At 69.9% G+C, this 14,836-nt stretch carries 15 protein-coding genes; 6 read left to right on the top strand and 9 right to left on the bottom strand.

Annotation, left to right across the window (positions count from 1 at the left end; all coding sequences use genetic code 11):
• Positions 1–38: 38 nt before the first annotated feature.
• From HOP52_RS14545 to HOP52_RS14520, 6 genes are all read right to left on the bottom strand, one after another.
• Positions 39–1,061, bottom strand: a complete 1,023-nt coding sequence (locus tag HOP52_RS14545) for an Lnb N-terminal periplasmic domain-containing protein (RefSeq protein WP_238978124.1) — start codon at positions 1,059–1,061, stop codon at positions 39–41.
• Positions 1,062–1,145: 84 nt separating this feature from the next.
• Positions 1,146–2,114, bottom strand: coding sequence for a branched-chain amino acid transaminase (locus HOP52_RS14540; protein WP_238978123.1), 969 nt, complete (start codon positions 2,112–2,114; stop codon positions 1,146–1,148).
• Entirely contained in the window at positions 2,098–3,270 is a 1,173-nt protein-coding gene (locus HOP52_RS14535; RefSeq protein ID WP_238978203.1) for a class II histone deacetylase, read from the bottom strand. Before HOP52_RS14535 ends, HOP52_RS14540 begins: the two co-directional genes overlap by 17 nt.
• A 2-nt stretch (positions 3,271–3,272) precedes the next feature.
• Positions 3,273–4,214: a bifunctional Delta(1)-pyrroline-2-carboxylate/Delta(1)-piperideine-2-carboxylate reductase gene (gene lhpI, locus HOP52_RS14530; protein WP_238978122.1), complete on the bottom strand. Its 942-nt coding sequence runs from the start codon at positions 4,212–4,214 to the stop codon at positions 3,273–3,275.
• A gap of 1 nt (position 4,215) precedes the next feature.
• Positions 4,216–4,572 carry a RidA family protein gene (locus HOP52_RS14525; protein ID WP_238978121.1) on the bottom strand — a complete coding sequence of 119 codons (357 nt, stop codon included), beginning with the start codon at positions 4,570–4,572 and terminating at the stop codon, positions 4,216–4,218.
• 34 nt (positions 4,573–4,606) lie between these two features.
• Positions 4,607–5,641: a histone deacetylase family protein gene (locus tag HOP52_RS14520; protein ID WP_238978120.1), complete on the bottom strand. Its 1,035-nt coding sequence runs from the start codon at positions 5,639–5,641 to the stop codon at positions 4,607–4,609.
• Positions 5,642–6,172: 531 nt separating this feature from the next.
• Here HOP52_RS14520 and HOP52_RS14515 point away from each other — a divergent pair.
• The 6 genes from HOP52_RS14515 to HOP52_RS14495 all read left to right on the top strand — a co-directional run bounded on the left by HOP52_RS14515 (position 6,173) and on the right by HOP52_RS14495 (position 12,455).
• The gene (locus tag HOP52_RS14515) at positions 6,173–7,384 is read left to right on the top strand and encodes an MFS transporter (RefSeq protein WP_238978119.1); all 1,212 of its coding nucleotides are present in this window, start codon (positions 6,173–6,175) and stop codon (positions 7,382–7,384) included.
• Complete coding sequence (locus tag HOP52_RS19635; protein WP_275298219.1) at positions 7,381–7,506, top strand: hypothetical protein; 126 nt, start codon at positions 7,381–7,383, stop codon at positions 7,504–7,506. The genes HOP52_RS14515 and HOP52_RS19635 overlap by 4 nt, the downstream gene beginning before the upstream one ends.
• A 184-nt stretch (positions 7,507–7,690) precedes the next feature.
• Entirely contained in the window at positions 7,691–10,174 is a 2,484-nt protein-coding gene (locus HOP52_RS14510) for an ATP-binding protein (protein WP_238978118.1), read from the top strand.
• A 162-nt stretch (positions 10,175–10,336) separates the two neighbouring features.
• Positions 10,337–10,870 carry a hypothetical protein gene (locus HOP52_RS14505; protein ID WP_238978117.1) on the top strand — a complete coding sequence of 178 codons (534 nt, stop codon included), beginning with the start codon at positions 10,337–10,339 and terminating at the stop codon, positions 10,868–10,870.
• A gap of 127 nt (positions 10,871–10,997) precedes the next feature.
• Positions 10,998–11,876 carry an FAD-binding oxidoreductase gene (locus HOP52_RS14500; protein WP_238978116.1) on the top strand — a complete coding sequence of 293 codons (879 nt, stop codon included), beginning with the start codon at positions 10,998–11,000 and terminating at the stop codon, positions 11,874–11,876.
• Between the two features lie 33 nt (positions 11,877–11,909).
• Positions 11,910–12,455 carry a cupin domain-containing protein gene (locus HOP52_RS14495; protein ID WP_238978115.1) on the top strand — a complete coding sequence of 182 codons (546 nt, stop codon included), beginning with the start codon at positions 11,910–11,912 and terminating at the stop codon, positions 12,453–12,455.
• Between the two features lie 195 nt (positions 12,456–12,650).
• On the opposite strand, the gene HOP52_RS14490 is transcribed toward HOP52_RS14495, so the two are convergent.
• From HOP52_RS14490 to HOP52_RS14480, 3 genes are all read right to left on the bottom strand, one after another.
• Positions 12,651–13,316, bottom strand: a complete 666-nt coding sequence (locus tag HOP52_RS14490) for a methyltransferase domain-containing protein (RefSeq protein ID WP_238978114.1) — start codon at positions 13,314–13,316, stop codon at positions 12,651–12,653.
• Positions 13,276–14,166: a phosphotransferase family protein gene (locus HOP52_RS14485; protein WP_238978113.1), complete on the bottom strand. Its 891-nt coding sequence runs from the start codon at positions 14,164–14,166 to the stop codon at positions 13,276–13,278. The genes HOP52_RS14490 and HOP52_RS14485 overlap by 41 nt, the downstream gene beginning before the upstream one ends.
• Before the next feature lie 113 nt (positions 14,167–14,279).
• A complete protein-coding gene (locus HOP52_RS14480; RefSeq protein WP_238978112.1) occupies positions 14,280–14,693 on the bottom strand; it encodes a carboxymuconolactone decarboxylase family protein in 414 nt (137 codons plus the stop codon).
• Positions 14,694–14,836 lie beyond the last annotated feature (143 nt).

The raw sequence follows: 14,836 nt of genomic DNA, 5'->3' as shown, positions 1-14,836 counted from the left end.
GGAGGTCGCTACGCCACGGGGCATACCCCGTGGCGTTCTTACGTCGGGCCATCGGACGGGAGCGTGATCGGCTCCCAGCCCGGCACACCCCGGCGTATGCGTTGCGAAAAGGCCGGATCGTCGTCCGCCGCCAGCGCCTGTTCGACGATGCCCCCGCGACGCTTCAGCTCGCCGAGCGAATACCCCGGCCACAGGCCGCCCATCTCGAAGGCATAGTCCGGCAGCTTGCCGGTCAGCAGCAGACGATAGTCATGCGGCAGACCGACACCGATGCCGCGCACCATGGCAAAGACCAGGGTGGTGCAGTTGGCGGTCACGGTATTGTAGAAGCGCGGCGTCTCCGCCAGCCGGTTGGCCTCCTCGACATAGGCGAGCAGCAGCGAGCGCATGGCCGCCCGGGACATGGCGATGCGAAACAGCTGGACCTGCTCGCCGCGCACGTTGCTGCGCAGCCGCACCGCGTCGCGCTCGTCGGCGGCCACGATGGCGAGCTCATACTGGCGGAAGAACCCGCCGATCTCGGAGAATCGCTCGCCCTTCTGTCGGCGCACCTCCACCGAGAAGACCACGAAGTCCTCGCCGCCGAAGCCGAAGGAGACCATCACATGGGCAATGGCGGGCCGCCCCCAGCTGGAGACGATCATATCCACCGAATCGAGCCGGTCGAGATCGTAATGGCGCGCCTCCCAGCGGACCCGCGCCTCATCCCGGGTACGCCACTCGAAGCGGCGAACATGGTCCAGCGTCAGCCGCGAGCCTGTCACGCTGCCCGTCGCCAGAAACAGCACGTCCTCGGCCCAGGGGCGATCATGCGTGGGGCGCAGCCGAAACCACCAGCCCAGCAGCACCGCCAGCAGTATCAGCTGCCCGCCCAGCGCCGAGAGCCGCTGCCCCTGCAGTCCCAGCACCACCAGCCCCACCGCCACCAGTCCCCAGAGTCCCAGCGTCAACTGTCGCCAGGGCGCCGGCAGCAAGAGCCGATACCAGAGCGCCGCCGCCCCCCAGGCCATGCCCAGGGTGAGAAGCAGGAAGAGGATGTTCCCCAAGAGTGTCACAACCATTGCGATCCGTCCCGTCCCTGAAGCGGGTCAGGCTAGCACGTCACGGGCCGGCTGCCCTCAACGCCGGACAGCCGCCGAGCACGGTCAGGCCGGGGTCAGCCAGTGGCGAAGGCCCTGCAGGTCGTCGCCCAGCTCGCCCCGGGTCACCCGTCGGTAGCAGTGCTGCAGCCGTGCGGTGAGAGCGTCTTGGGGAATGGGATGATCGGGCGGCGGCGCGCCGGCACGTGCCCCGATGCGGCGACCGTCGAGCTCGCGAAGCGGCAGGATCTCGGCGGCGGTGCCGGTGACGAACGCCTCATCGGCGGTATACAGCTCGTCGCGGGTGATGCGGCGCTCCTGCACTTCCACCCCCAGCACCTCGCGGGCCAGGCGAATCACGCTGTCCCGGGTGATGCCCTGCAAACAGGAGGTCACCTCGGGGGTATGCAGCACGCCGTCGCGCACCAGGAAGACATTGGCCGCCGAGGCCTCGGCGACATAGCCCTCGGGGTCGAGCATGATCGCCTCGTCGAAGCCCGCCTTGACCGCCGTGTTCAGCGCCAGCATCGAATTCACGTAGTGACCGTTGGTCTTGGCGCGACACAGGCTGATGTTGACGTGGTGCCGCGCCCAGGAGGAGGTCAACGCGCGCAGCCCGATGGATGCCGCTTCGGGAGAGATATAGTCGCCCAGGTCCCAGGCGGCGATCATCACATGCACGCTGAGGCCCTTGGCGCGCAGCCCCAGGCCCTCGGAGCCAAAGAACACCGTCGGCTTGAGGTAGGCGTTGGTGAGGCCGTTTCGCGCGAGACATTGCCGCTGGGCCTCGATCAGCTCCGCCTCGCTGATATCGAGCGCCATGTCCAGGGCATGGGCGCTGTCGGCCAGGCGCCGGGTGTGCTCCGCCACCCGGAACAGGTGGGTGCCATCGGCGCCCGCATAGGCCCGCACGCCTTCGAAGCAGCCCATGCCGTAATGCAGGGTATGATTCAGCAGGTGGGTACGGGCCTCCCGCCACGCCAGCCACTCGCCGTCATGCCAGATCCAGCCGTCGCGATCATCCAGTGGCGTCATCGTCTCTCCTCGTTGGCACGGCCCAGGCCCGACGCCAGCCGTCGATCAGCTCGCGCTGGTGGGGCTGCAGCGCCTGGTAGGCCCAGGCGGCAATCTCGTCGTTCTGGGAATCGGGCACAGTGATCCGGCTAGCGGCCAGCGCCTGGATCACCGCATGGCCACAGAGCGGCACATAGCCTTCCGAATAGCCCCCCTCGTGGATCATTACCAGCCCGACATTGCCGAGCCGCCCGGCCAGCGCCTTGAGTCGATGGGTCATGTCGGCGAAGGCCGCGCTATTGAGCAGCATCTTGCCCAGCGGGTCCTTGGCGCAGGCGTCATAGCCGCAGGCCACCACGATCAGCTCCGGGGCAAAGGCTTCGATGGCCGGCAGGACCAGCTCGTCCATGGCGTAGGCGTAGGCGCCGATCCCACACCCCGGCGGCAGCGGCAGGTTGAGGTTGGCACCCAGGCCGGGCCCTTCCCCCTGCTCCTCGAAATATCCGGTCTCCAGAGGATAGTTGCCGGCCTGGTGGATCGACAGGGTGAACACTTCGGGATCGGCGTAGAAGGCCGCCTGCTGGCCGTTGCCGTGATGCACGTCCCAGTCGAGGATGGCCACCCGCCCAACCTGTTCCAATGCCCGGGCACGCATCACCGCCACCGGAATATTGCCCAGCAGGCAGAAGCCCCGGCCCCGGTCGGCCTCGGCATGATGCCCGGGTGGGCGGCACAGCGCATAGGCGCTGGCCAGCTCGCCGGTGGCCACCGCCTCCACCGCCGCGATGGCCAGCCCCGCCGATTGCCGCGCTGCCGCCAGGCTGCCCGGCGTATAGGGGGCGCAGTCGCCGCCGTCGCCGCCGCGGGCCCGGTCGCCGGCCTCCAGGGCATCGAGATAGCCGGGGGCATGGAAGCGCTCGAGATCCTCTCGGCTTGCCGGCGCCGGCTTGCGCACCACCAGCTCGTCGATCAGCCCCGACACCTCGAGCAGGTTCTTGAGCCGCCGCTTGCTCTCGGGGCTTTCGGAAGCCGGCTGGGGCTGTAGAAACTCGCCGGGCGAGGCGAACACACCGATGGCGCCCGGGTCATGCCAGAAACAGCGCTCATGCCAGAAGAAGCCGGTGGCCTCTGCGGCATCGCGCCCTCCCGGGGCCGAACCTGCGCTGTCCGCTCCCATCGTCATTCCGCCCGCTCCAGCCGCTCCCACACCTCGATGGCCGCGGCCAGGTCCTCCAGCGAGGCGCCCACCGACTTGAACAGCGTGATGGCGTCATCCGACGAGCGCCCCGGCCGCTGCCCCGTCAAGAGCTCGGCCAGCTCGGCGCGAATATCGCTGAAGGCAAAGGCCCCTTCGTCGATGGCCTGGAGAATGTCGCCCGCCTCGCCCTTGGCCCCCGCGTAGGTATCCACGAACACCTCGCTGCGTCGCAGGCAGTCGGCATCGGTCTCACGCATGGTCGGCCGGAAGGCGCCGATCAGATCCAGATGGGTGCCGGGGGTCAGCCAGGCGCCGCGGATCAACGGCTCGCTGGAAAGCGTCACGCAGCTGATCAGATCGGCCTCCCGGGCGGCCTGTTCCAGGTCGGTGACGGCCTCCGCATCGAAGCGGTCGGCATAGTCGGCGGCCAGCCGCTCGGCCTTCTCCGGATGACGTCCCCAGATGCGCACGCGCCTGATCGGCCGCACCGCGGCATGGGCCTCGATCACCATCGGGGCCAGCTTGCCGGTGCCCACCACCAGCAGGGTTTCGGCATCGGCTCGGGCCAGCTCCCGTGCCGCCAGCGCAGAGGCCGCCGCGGTACGCCGCCGGGTCAGCTCGCTGCCATCCAGGCAGGCCAGGGGGCGCCCATGGGCGCCCTCGCTAAGGAAATAGACCCCAGAAATGGCGGGAAGGCCGTGGTCGGCGTTCTGGGGGAAGACATTGACCATCTTCACCCCGATATAGCCGTCCCGCTCCCAGGCCGGCATCAGCAGCAGGGTGGCCTCGCCGTCCGGGCGGTGCATGGCGTGATGGTGGCGTGGCGGCGACACCACGCCCTGACGGAAGGTCGTCGCCAACCGCTCCACCAGCGCCGGCCAGGGCAGTGAAGCGGCAACCTCGTCGGCACTGATGATGCGCATATCAGGCCTCCGGCAGTGCAGCGACAACCATGATCTCGACCTTCCACTCCGGCTTGGCCAGCTTGGCTTCCACCGCGGCGCGCACCGGCGGCCGTCCGGGCACCACCCAGGCATCCCAGGCGGCATTCATCTGATCGAACTCGGTCATGCTGGTGACCCAGATCTGCGCCGAAACCAGGTGCTCCTTGGAGGTGCCGGCCTCGGCCAGCAGCGCATCGATGCGCCCCAATACCTGCTCGGTCTGGCCGCGCATGTCGGCGGTGGCATCGGTGGGCACCTGCCCGGCCAGGTAGACGGTACCGTTGTACACGGTGATCTGGCTCATGCGGGCGTTGCTGTCGTGATAGCTGACGGTCATGGCGAAAAGTCTCTCTCAGGTTGTATAACGACGCTCAGGCGTCAGTGAAGCCACCCATGAAGGCGGCCAAGTTGTGCCCCAGGACATCGGTCGGGTAGCCGCCCTCCTGCACCAGCACCGTGGGCAGCGCGAGGCGAGCCAGGCGCCGGCCCACGGCCTCAAAGTCGGCGGTCTCCAGGGCCAGTCCGGCCAGGGGGTCGTCGCGATGGGCGTCGAGCCCCAGGGCCACCACCACCGCATCGGGGCGGAAATCAGCCAGGCGCTCCAGCAGCGTATCCAGGGCAGCAAGAAAAGCCGCCCCGTCGCTGCCCAGCGCCAGCGGCAGGTTGACGTTGGCGCCCAGCCCCTCTCCCATGCCCTCCTCGTTGGCGCCTCCCCAGAAAAAGGGGTAGAAGTCCGCCGGGTCGGCGTGCAGTGACCCGGTCCAGACATCGCCACGATAGTAGAAGATATCCTGGGTGCCGTTACCGTGGTGCAGGTCCACGTCGACGATGGCGACCCGGGAGAAGTGTTCGCGCAGCACCGTGGCGGCCAGGGCCGAGTTGTTCAGAAAGCAGAAGCCGCCGGCCCGGTCGGGCCCGGCATGGTGGCCGGGCGGGCGGCACAGCGCATAGGTGGTGCCGTGGCCGTTCAACAGCGCTTCCGCCGCCGCCTGGGCCGTGGCGGCGCTGGCCAGGATGCCATGAAAGCTCTCGGCACCGATCGGGCAGGCCATGTCATGCAGGTGCCAGCCCGCCTGCCCCACCGGATGGCGCGGATAGTGATGACCGCCGCCGCAGGGGTGGACGTTGGGCGATACCAGTTCGGCCGCACCCGGCAGCGCTTGCCAGCGGGCATGGATCGTCTCGAGGAAGGTCAGGTAGCGCGGCGTATGCACCTTGGCCAGTCGGCTGCGCAGGATCGGGCTGTCGACTTCGGCGGGGGCGGTCAGCGACAGCCCGATGTCGGCCAGGCCACGGGAGAGCAGTTCGGCGCGCAGCGGCCCCTCGGGGGACGGCGCCGGCTGACCACGCAGCAGGAAGGTAGCGGGCGCGTGGCGCTCCTGGTCGGGGTGATAGAAGAGCTTCATCCTGGTGTCCTTGCTGAAGCGGCATGATCGGTCAGGGTTCTTATGCGGCCTGCACGGCGGCAAGGCCTATAGGTGCTCAGCTTATACGCTTAGCCTAGCCGGTGGCAGGGCAAACCGCTTACCTTGCCTAATCAAGGACAGACCGAAGGTTCCAGAGATGGTATCTAGCTAGCAACGGCCCTGCATACGCAACCCCGGAGGGCAAAAGCCGCGGCTGCGTCCCTTATGGCTGCTGCGTCCCTTATGGCCGCGGTCATCGTCGATGACGATCAGCGGCTCCGACTTGATGCGCGCGGGCTGGTAGCTGCAGCCGGCCACCAGGATGGCGGCTAGCACAACGATACAAAGGGTTAACAGGCGCCGGGGCATGGGGAATCTCCTGGTTATCTGACGGGGATGGCATTCTAGCGAAGCTCGGCCACGCTACCCATGTGGCGCCACGGCTACACAACTGTCGCCATAACGCGACAGTAGCCATCGCCGACGCCACAGGCGATAGTGGAGATCATTAGTCTGCAAACCGGTACGCCCATGGACGCCCTTCGCCGCCACACCCTGCTGCTGATCCTCGTCGGCAGCCTCGTGATCTCCCTGGCCATGGGCCTACGCCACGGCTTCGGGCTGTTTCTGGAGCCGATGAGCAGCGACCTGGGCTGGGGACGCGAGGTGTTCGCCTTCGCCCTGGCGCTGCAGAACCTGATCTGGGGCCTGGCGCAGCCCTTCACCGGTGCGCTGGCCGACCGCTTCGGCGCCGCGAGAGTCGCCGCGATCGGCGGGCTGCTCTATGCGGTGGGCCTGATGTTCATGGGGCTGTCGGATACCGCCCTGGGCATGTCACTCTCCGCTGGGGTGTTGATCGGGCTGGGCCTGTCCGGCACTACCTTCTCGGTGATCCTCGGCGCCGTGGGACGTGCCGTGGCACCGGAAAAGCGCAGCATGGCCATGGGCATCGTTAGTGCCGCCGGCTCCTTCGGCCAGTTCGCCATGCTGCCAGGCACCCTAGGCCTGCTGGAGTGGCTGGGCTGGTCGGCGGCGCTGCTGGTGATGGGCGCCATGGCGGCGCTGATGGTGCCGCTAGGTGGCATGCTGCGCGACCGCCCCTCGCCACGCCGCGCCAGCGATATCACCCTGGGCGCCGCCCTGGATGAAGCCGCCGGCCACCGCGGCTTCTGGCTGCTGTGCCTGGGCTTCTTCGTATGTGGCTTTCAGGTGGTGTTCATCGGCGTGCACCTGCCGGGCTACCTGTTCGACAGCGGCCTGGCGGTGCACGTGGGCAGCACCGTACTGGCGCTGGTGGGGCTCTTCAATATCATCGGCACCTACTCCGCCGGCTGGCTAGGCGGCCACCTCTCCAAGGCGCGGCTGCTCACCTGGCTCTACCTGACCCGCGGGGTAGTGATCACCGCCTTCGTGTTCCTGGTGCCGCTGAGCCCGGCCAGCGCCTATGCCTTTGGCATCGCCATGGGCCTGCTGTGGCTCTCCACCGTCCCCTTGACCAACGGCATCGTCGCCGTGGTCTTCGGCGTGCGCCATCTCTCGATGCTCGGCGGCATCGTCTTTCTCTTCCACCAGCTCGGCTCCTTCATGGGCGTCTGGCTGGGCGGCTGGCTCTACGATCTCACCGGCCACTATGATGTGGTCTGGAAGATCGCCATTATGCTCTCGGTGGTGGCGGCCCTGCTGCACTGGTTCATCAGCGAGGAGCCGATTCACCGCCCCACTCCCACGGAGGCCCAGGCATGACCCGTCTCGTTCTGATACGCCTCGCCGCGGCCGCCCTCACCGTCGCGGCCCTGGTGCTTGGCTGGTGGGGCTGGCAGGTCGCCGACGCCAGCCTGCTGCTGCTGGGCAGCCGGCTCTGCTAAAGCCCTCTTATCCTTCTCCCGCAGAGTGTCGCGGACTGCACCGACCGGCTGGCCAGACGCGACCCAGGTTCGCCCTCCCGGGCTGAGCTCCGGGATCGGCCCCGCCACTATACTGGCTAATCGAGGGCAGCTTATCCGGCCCGGCGAGTCCGCCGGGCCGAAACATCGGTGACGAGGGCGCGCCATGCTGGAAATCCGCCTGCTGGGCGAGCAGCGGGTCCTGGCCGCAGGGAAGCCGGTCGAGACCATTCACTCGTCGAAGGCCCTGGGCCTGCTGGCCTATCTGGCGCTGCATGCCGGGACGCCCCAGCCCCGCCAGCGGCTGGCGGGGCTGTTCTGGCCCGGCTCCAGCGAGGCCCAGGCCCGGACCAACCTGCGCCGCGAGCTGCATCAGCTGCGTGCCGTCCTGCCCGACCCGGACCGCTGCCTCGCCGTGGATGCCAACAGCCTGGGCTGGCGCGAAGCGGCGCCCTGCCGCCTCGACCTGCTCGCCTTCCGCCAGGCCGCCGACGAGGCCAAAGACGCCGAGGACGCCGACACCCTCCTGGCCGCCGCCCAGCGGGCGCTGGACGCCTACGCCGACACCCTCCTGGCCGCCGCCCAGCGGGCGCTGGACGCCTACGGCGGCGACCTGCTCCCCGCCCTCTACAACGACTGGGTGCTCGAGGCACGCGAACGCCTGCACCACCGCTGCGTCGCCCTGCTCGACCGCCTGGTCGCCACCCTGGCCGAACGCGACCGGCTGGCGGAGGCGATCGAGCACGCCCGCCGACGGGTGGAGCTCGAACCCCTCGAGGAGGCCGGCTATCGCACCCTGATGCGGCTGCAGGCGCGCGTCGGCGACCGCGCCATGGCGCTGCGCACCGGCCAGCGCTGTGCCGACGTCCTGGCGCGTACCCTGGGGGTCGAGCCCTCCGCCGCCACCCAGGCCCTCCGTGACGAGCTGTCGACCCCCGACGAACCACCCCCGGCCGAGACACCGGCGCGCCACCCGGCGGCCCCGCTGATCGGCCGGGACGCCGAGCAGGCCGCCCTCGAGGCCGCCTGGAAGAGGGTCGCCCAGGGGCCGCGGCTGATCGCCATCGCCGGCGAGGCCGGCGTCGGCAAGACGCGCCTGGCGACGGAGCTCGCCCAGGCCCTCCGCCGCCGGGGCGACCCGGTGTTGCAGGCCAGCTGCTTTCCCTCCCGGGTCCGCCTGGCGCTGGCGCCGGTGGCCGAATGGCTGCGCAGCGCGGCGCTGCGACCGGCCATCGAGCGGCTGGAATCGACCTGGCGCGGCGAGGTCGGCCGGCTGGTGCCCGAACTGGCCAGCGGCCAGACCGCCTCGCCGGCCCCCCTGGCCGACGCCTGGCAGCGCCGCCAGTTCTTCGAGGGCCTGGCACGGGCCCTCCTGGCCATTGGGCGTCCCACCCTACTGCTGCTCGACGACCTGCAGTGGTGCGACCGGGAGACCCTGACCTGGCTCGAGGTCCTGCTGCACCTCGAGCCGGCCGCCCCCCTGCTGCTGCTCACCACCCTGCGCAGCGAGGAGCTCGACGACAACCGGGAGCTGGTCGCCTGCTGCCGTCGGTTGCAGGCCCAGGGCCTGCTGCAGCGGATCGAGCTGACGCCGCTGACGGCGGCGCAGACCGCCGACCTCGCCGCCGCCCTGCACGGGGCCCCGCTCGACACCGCGGGCGCCCGCCGCCTGCACGCCCGTACCGGCGGCTTCCCGCTGTTCGTGGTCGAGTCGCTGCGGGAAGGGGGCACGATCCCGTCGCGGATCGAGGCGATCCTGGAGCAGCGACTCGCCCGGCTGGATCCGGCGGCGGAGGAATTGCTCGGGCTGACGGCCGCCCTGGGCCGGGACGTCTCCCTCGAACTGCTGGCCGCCGCCAGCGAGCTGGACGAGGCCAGCCTGCAGGTCGCCCTGGACGAGCTCTGGCAGCGGCGGCTGCTGCGCGAGCACTCGCCCTCCACCTACGACATCGCTCACGACCTGCTCCGCGATACCGCCTATCGCCGGCTCACCCCGCCGCACCGCCGCCTGCTGCACCGGCGCCTGGCCTTCACCCTGGAACAGCAGCGGACCGATCAGCGGCTCGTCGTGGCGGGGCTGATCGCCGAGCAGTTCGAGGCCGGGGGCCTGCCGGAGCGGGCGCTCCATCACCACGCCCGGGCCGCCGAGGCCGCCATGGCGGTGTTCGCCCTGGACGACGCCATCGGCCACTACGACCGGGCGCTCGACCTACTGGCCGCCCAGCCGGCGAGCGTGACCCGCGACCGCCAGGAGCTGACGCTGCGCGAGGCCCAGGTGCCACCGCTGGTCAGCCTGCTCGGCTATGCGGCCCCCCGGGTCGGCGCGGCGATCGAGCATAGCGTGGCGCTCTGCGAGCGGCTCGGCGAGACGCCTGAGGCGGCGCTTGGCCAGGCCGCCCTCTGCTGGCACTGCTTCGTCCAGGGGCGCATGCAGGAGGCCGCCGACCTGGGACAGCGACTGGCGTCGCCAACGGCGCCGGCCGGCTGGTACGCCCAGGCCCTGGCGCTGCCGCTGTTCGCCCTCGGCCGCCACCGCGAGGCGCTGGCCTGCCTCGAGCGCCTCGATCGGGAGGCGGACGCGGATGACCGCTCCCTGTTCGGCTTTCGCGCCGGCGTGCTGCTGCGCGGCGCCCGGGCCCATCTCCACTGACTGCTCGGCCACAGCGCGGCCGCGGCGGCGAACGCCACCGCCGCCCTGGAGCTGGCCGAGGCCTCCGGCCATCCCTTCGAGGCGGCGATCGCCCACGCCTATGCGGCGATCACCCACCACCTGCTGGGTGACCCCGAGCGCACCGACGAGCATGCTGCCAGGGTGCGGCGCCTGAGCACGCGTTACGGCTTCGCCTACTACGGCGAGTGGGGACGGATTCTGGCCGGTCGCCTGACCGGCGGGGCAGCGGGCGAGGCGCTGATCCGCCAGGGCATCGAGCAGCTGCGCCAGCAACATGCCGGCGCGCGCCTGCCGTTCTGGCTGGCCCTACTCGCCGAGGTACTCGCCGAGACCGGCCGCCCCGAGGAGGCCCGCCGGGTGCTGGGCGAGGCGCGGACCTGGGCCGAGACCCACGGCGACCGCTGGTGGCTCGCCGAACTCTGGCGGCTGGAGGCCACCCTGTGTCCGGCGGGTGAGGCCAAGCCCCACCTCGAGCGGGCCCTGGCCTGCGCCACCGAGCAGGGCGCACTGGCCCTGCAACTGCGCTCCGCCCTCGACCTGGCGCGCCGCGGCCCCGCCGCCAACCACCCCGAGACGGCCCGCGATCGGCTCGCCGCCCTGCGGGCCCAGGCCGCCGGCGGCAACCCCGCCGAGCTGGCTGCCGTAGACGCCCTGCTCGACCAGGTCCACGGCTGACGTCCACCGCCTCATTCACGACCATACACGAACGCCCCTCGCTGCGCGGCGAACGCCTGCCGAACGCCTGGCAAACGCCGTGCGGTCCATGCTCGAGACGCCCATCGAACGATCAGGAGGCACTCCCATGGCAAACAACGGTGAACTGTCACAGGCCGCCCTCGAGGCACTGCAGGGCGCCCTGCGCGGCGGCGGCGGCAACTTCGGGGTAGTCACCGCCTTCCAGTTCCGCTGCCACCCGGTGCGCAACGTCATGGCCGGACCGGTCCTCTACGACCTGGCCGATACCGGGGAGGTGCTGCGCTGGTACCGGGAGTTCCTGCCCGCCGCGCCGGAGACGCTCAACGGCTTCTTCCTGGTCGGCACCGTCCCGCCGGCGCCGCCCTTCCCCGAGGCCCTGCAGGGTCGCCATGTCTGTGGCGTCGTCTGGGTCTACAGCGGCGATCCCGACGCGGCCGATGCCACCCTGGCGCCGGTGCGCCAATTCGGCCGGCCGCTGCTGGACGGTATCCACGAGGTGCCCTTCCCGGCCCTGCAGTCGGTCTTCGACCCCCTCTACCCGCCGGGGCTGCACTCCTACTGGCGAGGCGACTTCTTCAGGGAGATCACCGACGAGGCGATCGCCGTTCACGAACGCTTCGCCGAGGTGCCCACCCCGCTCTCCACCATGCACCTCTACCCCATCGACGGGGCCGCCCAGCGGGTCGGCCGGGAGGCGAGCGCCTTCCACCACCGGGAGGCCAACTGGAACGCCGTGGTGGTGGGCATCGACCCCGACCCGGCCAACGCCGACCGCGTGCGCGACTGGGCGGTGCGCTACTGGGAGGCCCTACACCCCAGCTCGGCCGGCGGGGCCTACGTGAACTTCATGATGGACGAGGGCCACGACCGAATCCGGGCCACCTATGGCGAGAACTACGCGCGCCTGGCCCAGATCAAGGCGCGCTACGACCCGCACAACCTGTTCTGCCACAACCACAACATCCCGCCGGCGCCCCCGGCGTGATCATCACGTCTAACGAGACGAAGGAGAATTACGATGAAACCCCAAGCGCCCCATCCCCTGACCCTCGCTGCCCTTGCCCTCGGCGCCCTGGCGCTGACCGCCCCACCGCTGGCGGCGAGCGACGACCCACCGCCTATCGCCGTGCAGGAGCTGACCGAGCGCAGCGCCATCACCGACGAGGTGAGCATCCAGATCAGCCTCGCCGTCGAGGGCCGGGACCGCCAGGTCCTGGAACTGCCCGACCCCGGGCGGGTCGCCATGGCCGAGATCACCGTCCAGCCGGGGGCGGCCTTCCCCTGGCACACCCACCCAGGCCCGGTGATCGCCACCATCCGCCAGGGCACCCTGGTCTACGTCTATCCTGACGACTGCGTGGAGCGACCCTATACGGCGGGTGAGCTGTTCATCGACCCGGGGTTCGACAACATCCACAGCTCTTTCAACCCCAGCGAGGACGAGGCCGCCGTGGTGGTGGCGACCTTCTTCAACGCCCCCGAGGGCGAGAACGGCCAGGGCCTGACGCTGCCCCGCGAGCCCGAGCAGAGCTGTCCCGACCTGCCCATCGGCGCCACGCACTGACGGCAGTGGATCGGGATGAAACGAGGTGGGAGTCCGGCAGTCCGCAGCGCACGGCCTCACTCCCGCCTCGCCCACCACCGTCCAGATCCATGCGCCACGCCATCGACAACACCCGGCTCCCCCTCCTCCACACACCCGCCACGGGCATCGCCATGCCGAGGTCGCGGTGACGGGCGTCGTTCAGCGACCGGGGGATCATCGGGGCCCTGGGCCGGCCCGGGAGTCACGGGCGCTGAGCGATGGCACCGTACCGACCACGCCATACTGCGTGAAGCTGAACAGGTAGTCGCCGGCGTCGGCGGCGGCCTCGATCGCCCTCCACCAGGCTGACAGGGTGTGAGCCGGCACCCCGGCCTGCGCCGCGATATCCACACGCGAACGCAGGAAGGGCAGCCAGTCGCCGCTCAGGTCCAGGGCGACGATGGGGACTGCCGAGACCCTTTGCAGGCCGGCGGAGCGCAGCAGCGGTACCAGCCTGCGGCCGACGCGACCGTCTACTTGGCGGTCCACGTTGGCGTGCACGACCCGGCGCGTGACCTCGGGATCGCCCGGATACACGGCCAGGGTCTCCCAGTCAGCCTCCACACAGAGGATGCGCCCGCCCGGGCGCACCACCCGGCCCATCTCCGTGACGACTCGCTCTGGGTCGGGTAGATGCAGCAGTACCCAGCGGCAGATGGCGGCGTCGAAACCGCCATCGCGGTAGGGCATTGCACGGGCGTCGCCCGCCTCTGTCACCACGCGGTCTTGGACACCCGCCTGCCAGGCGGCACGGTGGGCGTGCTGGAGCAGGCCAGGCGAGAGATCCAGGGCGTGCACACTACCCTGGGAACGAACGAGCCGGGCGATGGCGACGGTCATCTGGCCGGTGCCGGCGCCAATGCAGGAACCAGTGCCATGCCAGGTCGGCCGCGGCCGATCCCCGGGCCGCCAATTCCCAGTCGAAGAGCACCACCCGCTCATCCATAAAAGCGATGTTGGCGCGCCGAAGGTCACCGTGAAGCAGCGTGGGGGGATAGTCGTCGAGTGCCGAGACGATATCCCGCCAACGTCGCAGTAGCGCCAAGTAGAAGTCGGCATTGCGATCCCCGGCGGCTTCCAAAAAGCCGGGAAGCAGTACACGGGGCACCTGGAACTGTTCGGCGCTGGATGCCGCCCATTCGACGGAGGCGCGTCCCGTCGCTTCGTGCAGGGCAATCTCCACGAGCAGCGCGGTGGTGGCGGCCAGGTCCCCAATGCCTGCTCGGGGTATCGCCGGGTCCTCCCAGTGGGCCGCGTGCAGGCCCGCCATGGCCGTGAAAAGCTGCCGGGTGTGCCCCTCGGTCCAGCCACTGCGGGAGACGATGCCCGGGGAGACGTCCTCCATAAGCAGCCACCATTCGTCCCGCTCCGGATGGAAGCTGGCGTCCAGGGTGGGATTGACCAGCGGTGACGGGAGGGCGCGTGTCGTTCCTGCCAGCCAGGCGGCCGCTTCACCGTCGTGGCCAAGCGCCTCCCGAAAGGCGCGCTGGCGGGGGATGACCTTGAGCACGAAGCTGGCGCCATCCGCACAACTCAGCCGGGTGACCCTGGCGCCGGTGCGGCCGCCATCGAGGAACTGCGCCTTTGCCGGCTCGGCGAACGACGGCGGACGTCCCGCGCGCCTCAATGCCTCGGCTAGACGAGCGGTGTCTGACGGCGTGGTGTGAGTCGTTGGGGTGTGCGCTTCCATGGTATTCCTCCCGGCAGCGGGACACCGGATGACCGTCGACGCATCCGTGCGGCCCCGAAGGGCCGCACAGACAGTTGCTGCCTCTCATTGGTGGATAGCGAAACGCTTTCGCGTCACTCCCCTTCGTACATGGCATCGACTTCCTGGCGAAACGCATCCATGTCGTACTGGAAGCCGTTGAGCAGGGTGCTCCACTTGCGGATCAGCCCAGCCGTCGCCAGGGCCTCCCTGATCTCGGCGTCGGTGGCACCATGCGCCTGCGCCCCCACCGTGTGGGAGTAGATGCAGTAATCGCAGGGAATCTGCGCCGAGACGGCAAGCGCGATGAGCTCCTTGGTCTTGCCATCGAGTGCCGAATCCGGGTCTCCAATCACGGACTGGATGTTCTGCCAGGCCCCTTCGATCCCCTGTTCGGGGAAGGTGTCCTTGACGAAATCCGGCGCCTCGCTGCTATATGCCGGGGCAGAGAATCCGGTGGTGGCGGCCAGGGTGAGTGCCGCGGCCGTGGTGATAAGGATGGTTTTCATTGCTGCCTCCCACGAAACCTGTCGTTTCCAGTCAGCTCGGTGTGTTGGTCGGTCCAGCCCCCGGGGTGCGGGCAACTGACGCCTGAGGTCGGCGGCTGACTGCCACGCATCTTGGAGCGGACAATCTCAGCAGAGCACACGAG

The sequence above is a fragment of the Billgrantia campisalis genome, from assembly GCF_022341425.1.
Classification (GTDB): Bacteria; Pseudomonadota; Gammaproteobacteria; order Pseudomonadales; family Halomonadaceae; genus Halomonas; species Halomonas campisalis.
Note: the sequence above shows the minus strand (reverse complement) of the source record. Positions and strands in the feature narration are given on the sequence as shown.

Excerpts from the sequence above, each read along its gene's own strand:
- HOP52_RS14545 (WP_238978124.1), bottom strand. The coding sequence starts at position 1,061 with ATGGTTGTGACACTCTTGGGGAACATCCTCTTCCTGCTTCTCACCCTG.
- HOP52_RS14540 (WP_238978123.1), bottom strand. The coding sequence starts at position 2,114 with ATGACGCCACTGGATGATCGCGACGGCTGGATCTGGCATGACGGCGAG.
- HOP52_RS14535 (WP_238978203.1), bottom strand. The coding sequence starts at position 3,270 with ATGGGAGCGGACAGCGCAGGTTCGGCCCCGGGAGGGCGCGATGCCGCA.
- lhpI (WP_238978122.1), bottom strand. The coding sequence starts at position 4,214 with ATGCGCATCATCAGTGCCGACGAGGTTGCCGCTTCACTGCCCTGGCCG.
- HOP52_RS14525 (WP_238978121.1), bottom strand. The coding sequence starts at position 4,572 with ATGACCGTCAGCTATCACGACAGCAACGCCCGCATGAGCCAGATCACC.
- HOP52_RS14520 (WP_238978120.1), bottom strand. The coding sequence starts at position 5,641 with ATGAAGCTCTTCTATCACCCCGACCAGGAGCGCCACGCGCCCGCTACC.
- HOP52_RS14515 (WP_238978119.1), top strand. The coding sequence starts at position 6,173 with ATGGACGCCCTTCGCCGCCACACCCTGCTGCTGATCCTCGTCGGCAGC.
- HOP52_RS19635 (WP_275298219.1), top strand. The coding sequence starts at position 7,381 with ATGACCCGTCTCGTTCTGATACGCCTCGCCGCGGCCGCCCTCACCGTC.
- HOP52_RS14510 (WP_238978118.1), top strand. The coding sequence starts at position 7,691 with ATGCTGGAAATCCGCCTGCTGGGCGAGCAGCGGGTCCTGGCCGCAGGG.
- HOP52_RS14500 (WP_238978116.1), top strand. The coding sequence starts at position 10,998 with ATGGCAAACAACGGTGAACTGTCACAGGCCGCCCTCGAGGCACTGCAG.
- HOP52_RS14495 (WP_238978115.1), top strand. The coding sequence starts at position 11,910 with ATGAAACCCCAAGCGCCCCATCCCCTGACCCTCGCTGCCCTTGCCCTC.
- HOP52_RS14490 (WP_238978114.1), bottom strand. The coding sequence starts at position 13,316 with ATGACCGTCGCCATCGCCCGGCTCGTTCGTTCCCAGGGTAGTGTGCAC.
- HOP52_RS14485 (WP_238978113.1), bottom strand. The coding sequence starts at position 14,166 with ATGGAAGCGCACACCCCAACGACTCACACCACGCCGTCAGACACCGCT.
- HOP52_RS14480 (WP_238978112.1), bottom strand. The coding sequence starts at position 14,693 with ATGAAAACCATCCTTATCACCACGGCCGCGGCACTCACCCTGGCCGCC.